Raw genomic sequence first — 8,447 nt, 5'->3', positions numbered from 1 at the left:
CCCTCACCGAGAACCTCGTCACCCAGTGGAACACCTACCGCGCCAACAACGTCAAAAACGCCGACGGCTCCACCAGGACGGAGGCGGAGCTCGCGGCGGGGATCAAACCCTCGGTCGACGCCGCCGTCTCCGACGCCCGCCTCCAGCTCGACGACGCCGACAAGGCCGTCACCAAGGCCGCGGCCGACCTGAAGAAATACATGGACGAGCGGTCGATCACGTTCAAGGAGATTCTGGCGGTCACCGACCTGAAGACCGACGAATATAAGTTCCTGCCGGAGTCCGGTCGCCCCTTCGACTGGCAGAAGACCCCTCCGGCCGGTCCAGGACAGACGACCCTCGCCGGCACGAACGGCGGCAACGGCACGGGCCCCTCCAGCGGATACGGCTCCGGCGGATACGGCTCCGGCGGGAGCGGCTCCGGCGGCGACGCGTCCGGCGTGATCGGCTCCGGCGGCACCTCGTCGGGTGGGACCGTCCCCCAGCCGAAGGAGAAGGTCGTGGGGTGGATCAAGGAGGCGCTCACGATCATCAAGTCGGGGAGGATCGACGACTTCCTGGCCAAGAAGGGAATCCTGCAGAAGGTCAAGGACCTGGATCCCAACGACCCGAAGGACATCGAGCGGATCTGGACGATCATCTTCCACGAGTCCGGCGGCAACCCCAACGCGCAGAACAACTGGGACGTCAACGCGAGGAACGGCGTCCCGTCCCAGGGCCTGATGCAGACGATCCCGACCACGTTCGACGAATGGAGCCCCAAGGACCACAAGGTGATCAAGGACCCTGTCCACAACATCATCGCCGGCGTCCTGTACACCTACGGCACCTACGGCTCCCTCGCCGAGCACCCCGGCATCGCATCCCTGGAGCGCGTCGACGCCCAGGGACGCCCCAACCCCGGCGGCTACAAGCCCTACTGAGGCCGGGCGGCCCCGGCCGCCCCGCCCCCGTTAGGCTGAACCGTTGACATCCTCCCCACGGCTGAGGCCGGGGGATTGCCGGGGAGTTCCTGATGAAGCTCACGAAGTTCGGCCACGCGTGCGTCCGCCTGGAGAAGAACGGCTCGGTCCTGGTGATCGACCCGGGCTCCTTCAGCGAGGAGTCCGCGCTGGACGGGGCCCAGACCGTCCTCATCACCCACGAGCACTTCGACCACGTGGAGGCCGACCGGCTGCGCCGGGCCGCCGAGGCCAACCCGTCACTGGAGATCTGGACCAACGAGGGCGTGGCCGCCACGCTGACCGGCGTCCCGGCGAAGATCCAGGTCGTACGGCACGGCGACACGTTCGACACGGCGGGTTTCGGGGTGCGGGTCGTCGGCGAGTGGCACGCCCCCAACCACCCGGACATGCCGGTCGTGCGCAATGTCGGCTTCCTGGTGGAGGAGGAGGTCTTCTACCCGGGTGACGCCTTCACCCCGCCCGGCGTCGAGGTCCCCACGCTCCTGGTCCCGACCAACGCGCCGTGGATGAAGGCGTCGGAGATGGTGGAATACCTGCGCCAGGTCCGCCCGGCCAGGGCCTTCTCCACCCACGACGGCCTGCTCAACGACGTCGGCCTCGGCCTCGTCGACTCGTGGCTGGGCCTGGAGTCGGACAGGCAGAAGGCCGAGATGCGCCGCCTGAAGCCGGGCGAGTCGGTCACCCTGCCCTAGCGCCGGTCACGCCTCCTGGCGTCGGCCACGGTCCTGGCGCCAGCACCGGTCACGCCCCCTGGCACCGGTCACGCCGCCGTGGCGATCGTGGCCGATCCGATCACGGTGTCGCCCAGGTAGAGCACGGCCGCCTGGCCGGCGGCGACCCCGGTGGCCGGGGTGTCCAGCGCGATGTGGACCTCGTCGCCGGAGAGCTGGACGCGGCAGCCGTACACCTCGCCGTGGGCGCGGAGCTGGACGGTGCAGGCCAGCGGCTCGTGCGGCACGTCCGCCGGGCCGTTCCAGACCGGCCGGGTGGCCACGATGCCCGTGACCTCCAGGGCCGAGCGGGGTCCGACGGTGACCGTGTTGGAGACGGGCTCGATGGACAGCACGTAGCGCGGGCGGCCGTCGGGGGCCGGGCGGTCGATGTGCAGCCCCTTGCGCTGGCCGACGGTGAAGCCGTACGCGCCCTCGTGCCTGCCGACGACCGCGCCGGCCTCGTCCACGATCGGGCCCTGCGCCGCGCCGAGGCGGTCGGCGAGGAAACCCCGGGTGTCGCCGTCGGCGATGAAGCAGATGTCGTGGCTGTCGGGCTTGTCGGCCACCATGAGCCCGCGCCGCGCGGCCTCCTCGCGGACCTGCGCCTTGGTGGAGTCGCCCAGCGGGAAGATCGCGTGCTTGAGCTGCTCCCTGGTGAGCACGCCGAGCACGTAGGACTGGTCCTTGCCCTCGTCGGGGCTGCGGCTCAGCACGCCGTCGGCGATCCGCGCGTGGTGCCCGGTGGCCACCGCGTCGAAGCCCAGCGCGAGGGCCCGGTCGAGGACCGCCTCGAACTTGATCTTCTCGTTGCAGCGCAGGCAGGGGTTGGGCGTGCGGCCCGCGGCGTACTCGCTGACGAAGTCCTCGACCACGTCGCGGTGGAACCGCTCGGCCATGTCCCAGATGTAGAAGGGGATGCCGATCACGTCGGCGGCCCTGCGGGCGTCTCGCGAGTCCTCGATCGTGCAGCACCCGCGGGCGCCGGTCCGGTACGACTGAGGGTTGGCCGAGAGCGCCAGATGCACGCCGGTGACGTCATGGCCTGCCTCGGCGATACGGGCGGCCGCCACGGCGGAGTCGACGCCGCCGGACATGGCGGCAAGCACGCGAAGTCTCATAACACCCTGAGCGTACCCGCGTTGGCGTGCGCCGCGTCGTACTGGGAGAATCCGGGGTCATGCGACTGTTCGGGCGCAAGGACGAATTCACCGCCGGGCCGGCTGACGGCATCGGCGAGTTCTGGACATGGTGGGCCGAGGCGAGGCCGGAGCTCGACGCGATGGTCGCCGCGGGCGAGGCCGACCGGCTGGCCGAGTGGATCGGGCCGGCGGTTCAGGTCGTCCACCCGTCCCTGGTGTGGGAGATCGCCCCCGGGCTCGGTTCCGACCAGGCACTCGTGGTCACCTCCGCCGGTGATCCGGAGCTGCGCCCCACCGCGCACCGCTGGGCGGCCGCCGCGCCCGCCGCCGACGCCCTGTGGGAGTTTCATCCGTCCCGGCGGGCCAACCCGCACGCCATGGAGCTCACCCTCGACGTGGGCGGCTACGAGTTCGCGCTCGACAAGCTCGTGCTCGGCCTGCGCGCGCCCCTGGGCAACCCGCGCGTCGACGTGGTCGCCTACCACCCGATCTTCACCATCCTGGACGACGACACCAGGATCGAGGCCACCCTGCTCGCCCTCGACTGGCTGCTCGGCGAGGACGACGTGGCCCGCTGGGTCGGCGACATCTCCGCGGCCGGGTTCGAGCCGATCGACGCGGTGCCCGCCGTACACCTGCCCAGCGTGGTCGCCGACCTGGCCTCCGGCTACCGGGACGAGCAGTGGGCGCTGCTGGAGGGCGAGACCGCCACCGGAGCCCGCCTGATCGCCACCGCCCGCTACCCGCTCCGGCCGGTCGACCATCCCCTGTTCGACCAGCACATCGCGATCACCCTGCCCTACCTGCACGGCGACGCGGACGGGCTGCCCGTCGGGCGGTCCCTGGAGGCGCTGCGCGACTTCGAGGAGCGCCTCGCCGGGCGGATCAGCAGGCTGAACGGCAGCGCCGTGTTCGCCGCGCACATGAGCGCGGAGGGCCAGCGGGTGCTGCACGTCTACGCCGACCCCGTGGGCGACGCGGCCATCCACGCCAAGGAGCTGATCGTGAGCTGGGAGGAGGGCCGGCCCCGGGTCGACGTGGTCGGCGACCCCGGCTGGAGCGCGATCTCGCCTTTCCTGACCTAGGCCGTTTTCCTGACCTGGGCCGTGTCCGGCGGATCATGGCGCATCTGCGGTGAGCTTCTCTCCCCCTGCCTCTTCCATGAGCTGGGGGTCTGTTTCAACCCTGCCCATCCGTTGCCCGGTCAGCCGCTGAGGACAAGATCGCCTACGTCGGCTCGGTAAGGCCGGTTCCCGTCAAACGACCGTACCATACGGTATAGTACGGCACTGGCGCACCGTGATCAACTCATCACCCAAGGAGAGACATGTCAGCATTGCCCGATCCGGTCTGGCCGGTCGTCGTCCTGGCGATCATCCAGGCCGGTGACGCCGTCATGTGCATCAAGCCCGTTCCGTTCATCGCTCAGTGCTTCGAGAACGTGAACTGGCCGCGACGTTACTGGTGGATCATGCCACCGCTGAAGTTCGCCGCCGCGGCCGGTCTGATCCTGGGCATCTGGCTTCCGTATCTCGGCGCCGCGACCTGTGCCGCGCTCGTCCTCTACTTCATGGTCGCCATCGCGATGCACATCGCGGCCCGAGACTTCGGCCGCAACCTCTTCCTCAACGCCGCCGCCATGCTGCTGATCTGCGTCGCAGTCGGCTTCTACAGCTTCATGGCATGAAGCTCGCACACACCTCGGCGAGCGCGGGCCGCTCCATACCCGGTGGTACGTTTGCCGGATGAGCACGGCACGCGAGCGGTGGCTGAACGAAGGCTTGAAGGTCCTCGCAGAAGAAGGTGCGGCGGGGATTCGAATCGACCGGATCGCCGCTCGGCTCAACCTGTCGAAAGGGTCGTTCCACCATCACTTCGACGGCGCCGAGGGATACAAGAAAGCGCTTCTCACCCATTTCGAGCACCTATCGATTGAAACGCTTGAGAATGCAATTGCCGACGTCGGGGAATCGGCCGGAGCCAGTGTGATCCTCGCACGGCTGACGGAACTCGTCCGCCCTAGCGGCACAGGACTCTATCGCCCAGAAATCGATGTCGCACTGAGGGCATGGGCGACATGGGATGCGGATGTGCGTGCCGTGCAGACTCGCCTTGACGAGGCCAGACTGTCCGCACTCCAGCGGGTGTGGCGATCAGCCGTCGCCAGCGACGAGGAGGCCCGGACGGCGGCCCTGTTGCCCTACCTGCTTGCGGTTGGAGCAACTGTCGTCTTTCCCCCGGTCGACGCTGACCAGCTCCGCGACCTCTATGAGATCCTCCTGCCACTCGTACCGGCCGGCTCCGGTCAGGCACGGGATGGCACGACGCCACCACCGTGACCCGGCCATGCGCCGCCCCTTCGCCCCTACCCCAGCCATGAAGCCGATGATCCTCCCTGCACGGCTGCCCCGCAGATCACCGTGCGGGGAATCTTCGGGATCCGGCGGCCGGCAGCAGCGGATAGCCATCGCCAGGGCGCCGGCGATGAACCCGGCGGGCAGGACGGCCAGAACCACCAGGCGCCGGTCGCCGCTCACCAGGCCCACCGGGATGGCGCACACCACGTGCGGCGCCACGAACACCAGCGGTGAGATCTCACGCCGCAGCCCGCCGTACACAACACCGCCGATCAGTGTCGATACACACCAACACCTGGGCCGGATCGGCGGCTTCGGGCAGGAACGCGGCCACCAGCTCGTGAAAACGAGTCATCCCATGCGGTCGGGACAGGGTGTGGGTTCGGGGGTCAGAGTTGAGCAACTTTCACCTCAGGCCCGGAGGAACTCGGCGATCGGCTCGGCCTGGCCGAAGACGGCGTGACCGACCTCGGGGAGCAGGTTCACGGTCGAGTGCGAGATGCACTCACGGACGCGCCGCGCGGTCTGGTGGGAGTCGAACATGGCGTCACGGTCACCGACGATGACGAGCACGGGCATAGCGAGGCCGCGCAACGCGTCGTCGGGAAACACCGGGAGCTTCTCCCTGCGTGGGTTGAAGTGCGTGAACGTCAGGACGACGGCATCGAGCGCCTGCCGGTCCTTCTCCCCGTCCAGTCCCGCGACAGCCATCGCCGACTCGCGCAGTCCGCCGCGTCGGAACGGACGGGTCAGGAGGGCCTTGAAGATCCAGCCGACCTTCTGCCGTCCCACGCCGCCGGGGCACATCAGGGCCAGGCGGGTCACTCGTTCCGGACGGCGGATGGCGTAGTCCAGGGCCGTCCAGCCCCCGAGGGACATGCCGACGAACGCGGCGTTGGTGATCCCGAGCCCTTCCAATACGTCGTCCAGCCAGAGTGCTACGGCGTCGGAGTCCAGGGCGGGGCGCGAGGGCGCGCTCAGGCCCGGCTCGCCGACGAGGTCGACGGCGTACGTGCGGAAGTGCTGAGACCAGGCGGCGATATCTTCTCTCCACATCGAGGTGTTCGCGCCCGAGCCGTGCAGCAGCACCAGGGGTGGCGCATCCTGCGGGCCGGAGGCGAGGACGAAGGTCTCGCCCTCGCGAGTCGGCACCCGTACGTGCTCGGCGGGAACCGGCCAGGCGTCCAGCACCTGCCGGTAGTGGTCGAGGAGCTCGCGTCCGCCGGCCTCGGACTTGTAGATCATGGTCATCGGGACCACCTCCCTGGCGACAGTGAAGACCTTGGCACCGTGTCAAGGTCAAATGGGGTCACGCCGCGAGATCGCCAGGCACCCTCTGCCTATCGAGTTCGGTGCTTGTCAAGCCACGTCAAGGATCAGCTAGATGCGCACGCCATATCCGCCCGATTTTCTCGAGTACTACGGGGACCCCATGGCGGTAACTCCGTCAGACCGCTAGCTGAGGCCCGCACGGCGGGCGCGCTCGACGACCAGGCCGAGGACGGCGATCAACCGGTCCACGTCGGCCTCGGTCGAGGTGTGGCCGAGGGAGAAGCGGAGCGAACCCCGGGCCCGGACCGCGTCGGCGCCCATGGCGAGCAGGACGTGGGAGGGCTGGGCCACCCCGGCCGAGCACGCCGAGCCGGTGGAGCACTCCACCCCCTTGGCGTCCAGGAGCATGAGCAGCGCGTCGCCCTCGCAGCCGGGGAAGGAGAAGTGCGCGTTGCCGGGGAGCCGGTTGACCGGGTCGCCGTTGAGGATCACATCGGGCACGGCCTGGCGGACCCTGCGGATCAGGTCGTCGCGGAGACCGATCAGGCGCGCCGACGTCTCGGCCTGGCGGGCCACCGCGGTCTTCACCGCCGCGGCGAACCCGGCAACCGACGGGGCGTCGAGGGTGCCCGAACGCACGTCGCGCTCCTGGCCGCCGCCGTGCAGCACCGGCACGGGGTCCACGCCCCGGGCGAGCAGCAGCGCGCCGACCCCCATCGGGCCGCCGACCTTGTGACCGGAGAGCGTCAGCGCGTCGACGCCGGAGCCGGTGAACACCACGGGGAGCTGGCCCACGGCCTGGACCGCGTCGGTGTGGAAGGGGATGCCGTGATCGTGGGCGATCCCGGCGAGCACCCGGACCGGCTGGACGGTTCCGACCTCGTTGTTGGCCCACATCACGCTGACCAGGGCGACGCTCTCCGGGTCGCGCTCGATGGCGGCGCGGAGGGTCTGCGGGTGCACCCTGCCGTACTCGTCCACGTCGAGCAGTTCGACGGTCGCGCCCTGGCGGTCGCCCAGCCAGTGGGCGGGGTCCAGCGCGCCGTGGTGCTCCACCGCGCTGATCAGGATCCGGCTCGCGCCGCCGGCGCGGCGGGCCCAGTAGAGGCCCTTGATCGCCAGGTTGTCGGCCTCGGTGCCGCCGGAGGTGAAGACCACCTCGCTGGGCCGGGCGCCGAGGGCGTACGCGATGGTCTCGCGCGACTCCTCCACGACCCGGCGGGTGCGCCGGCCGGCCGCGTGCAGCGACGACGCGTTACCGACCCGACCGAGTTGGGCTGTCATCGCCTCGATCGCCTCGGGAAGCATCGGCGTGGTCGCCGCGTGATCGAGATAAGCGGACTCCACGGCCGCACTCCCCTCCCCATCGCACTTTTGCCTTCAAGCGTATCCGTGCGCTCAGGGGGCGACATCCCGGGTTTGACCACTAAACCGTCCAGACGGTACAGTAAGGCGCATGAGGCGGGAAGAGCTGTTGGACGCGGCAGAGGATCTGCTCTGCGACCAGGGCTCTCAGGCGCTCACCCTGGCAGCCGTCGCCGAGCGCGCCGGATGCAGCAAGGGCGGCCTGCTCTACCACTTCTCCTCCAAAGAAGCCCTGATCAAAGGCATGGTCGAACGGCTGATCGAAGATTTCGACCAGCTCATCGCCGCCCAGGGCCACGACACCTATACCAAGAACTATCTGGCCGCCACGTTCGCCGCCGTGCAGAGCGGCACACTGCGACGCTGGGCGGTGGTGACGGGCGCCTCCGGCAACCTCTACCTGCTCGCCCCGCTGCGCGTGGCGATGGCCCGGTGGCACCGTGAGGGACTCGGCTCCGAGACCGACCCCGCGGCCGCGCAGATCGTCCGCCTCGCCTGCGAGGGGCTGTGGGACGTGGCCACCCATGATCCCGATCTCTACGACGACGACCACTACGCCGAGTTGAAACGGCGTCTGCTGGACCTGTTGCCCGCGTAGCCGGGATCACTCTCCGTACATATTGGTGGTCGCTTCCG

The 8,447-nt window shown here is 69.5% G+C and carries 9 protein-coding genes; 6 read left to right on the top strand and 3 right to left on the bottom strand.

Going from position 1 to position 8,447, the window contains the following annotated elements:
- On the top strand, window positions 1-923 hold a 923-nt coding region (locus BM085_RS47190), incomplete at its 5' end, for a transglycosylase SLT domain-containing protein (RefSeq protein ID WP_177245164.1).
- Window positions 924-1,015: 92 nt separating this feature from the next.
- The gene (locus BM085_RS18935; RefSeq protein WP_093888273.1) at window positions 1,016-1,657 is read left to right on the top strand and encodes an MBL fold metallo-hydrolase; all 642 of its coding nucleotides are present in this window, start codon (window positions 1,016-1,018) and stop codon (window positions 1,655-1,657) included.
- A 68-nt stretch (window positions 1,658-1,725) separates the two neighbouring features.
- On the opposite strand, the gene mnmA is transcribed toward BM085_RS18935, so the two are convergent.
- Window positions 1,726-2,796, bottom strand: a complete 1,071-nt coding sequence (gene mnmA, locus BM085_RS18930) for a tRNA 2-thiouridine(34) synthase MnmA (protein WP_093888272.1) — start codon at window positions 2,794-2,796, stop codon at window positions 1,726-1,728.
- A gap of 59 nt (window positions 2,797-2,855) precedes the next feature.
- Here mnmA and BM085_RS18925 point away from each other — a divergent pair, with 59 nt between their 5' ends.
- From BM085_RS18925 to BM085_RS18915, 3 genes are all read left to right on the top strand, one after another.
- Complete coding sequence (locus tag BM085_RS18925) at window positions 2,856-3,902, top strand: DUF695 domain-containing protein (protein WP_093888271.1); 1,047 nt, start codon at window positions 2,856-2,858, stop codon at window positions 3,900-3,902.
- A gap of 242 nt (window positions 3,903-4,144) precedes the next feature.
- Complete coding sequence (locus BM085_RS18920; protein WP_093888270.1) at window positions 4,145-4,504, top strand: DoxX family protein; 360 nt, start codon at window positions 4,145-4,147, stop codon at window positions 4,502-4,504.
- 58 nt (window positions 4,505-4,562) lie between these two features.
- A complete protein-coding gene (locus BM085_RS18915; protein ID WP_093888269.1) occupies window positions 4,563-5,156 on the top strand; it encodes a TetR family transcriptional regulator in 594 nt (197 codons plus the stop codon).
- A gap of 429 nt (window positions 5,157-5,585) precedes the next feature.
- Here BM085_RS18915 and BM085_RS18910 read toward each other — a convergent pair whose 3' ends face one another.
- Together BM085_RS18910 and BM085_RS18905 are read right to left on the bottom strand one after the other, a co-directional pair.
- On the bottom strand, window positions 5,586-6,425 hold the full coding sequence (locus BM085_RS18910) for an alpha/beta fold hydrolase (protein WP_093888268.1): 840 nt from the start codon (window positions 6,423-6,425) through the stop codon (window positions 5,586-5,588).
- Window positions 6,426-6,629: 204 nt separating this feature from the next.
- Window positions 6,630-7,793 (bottom strand): cysteine desulfurase family protein, encoded by a 1,164-nt coding sequence (locus tag BM085_RS18905; RefSeq protein ID WP_093888267.1) that lies wholly within the window; start codon window positions 7,791-7,793, stop codon window positions 6,630-6,632.
- A gap of 109 nt (window positions 7,794-7,902) precedes the next feature.
- Here BM085_RS18905 and BM085_RS18900 point away from each other — a divergent pair, with 109 nt between their 5' ends.
- Window positions 7,903-8,409: a TetR/AcrR family transcriptional regulator gene (locus tag BM085_RS18900; protein WP_093888266.1), complete on the top strand. Its 507-nt coding sequence runs from the start codon at window positions 7,903-7,905 to the stop codon at window positions 8,407-8,409.
- Window positions 8,410-8,447: the final 38 nt, after the last annotated feature.

It is taken from the genome of Streptosporangium canum (assembly GCF_900113865.1).
Classification (GTDB): domain Bacteria; phylum Actinomycetota; class Actinomycetes; order Streptosporangiales; family Streptosporangiaceae; genus Streptosporangium; species Streptosporangium canum.
Note: the sequence above shows the minus strand (reverse complement) of the source record. Positions and strands in the feature narration are given on the sequence as shown.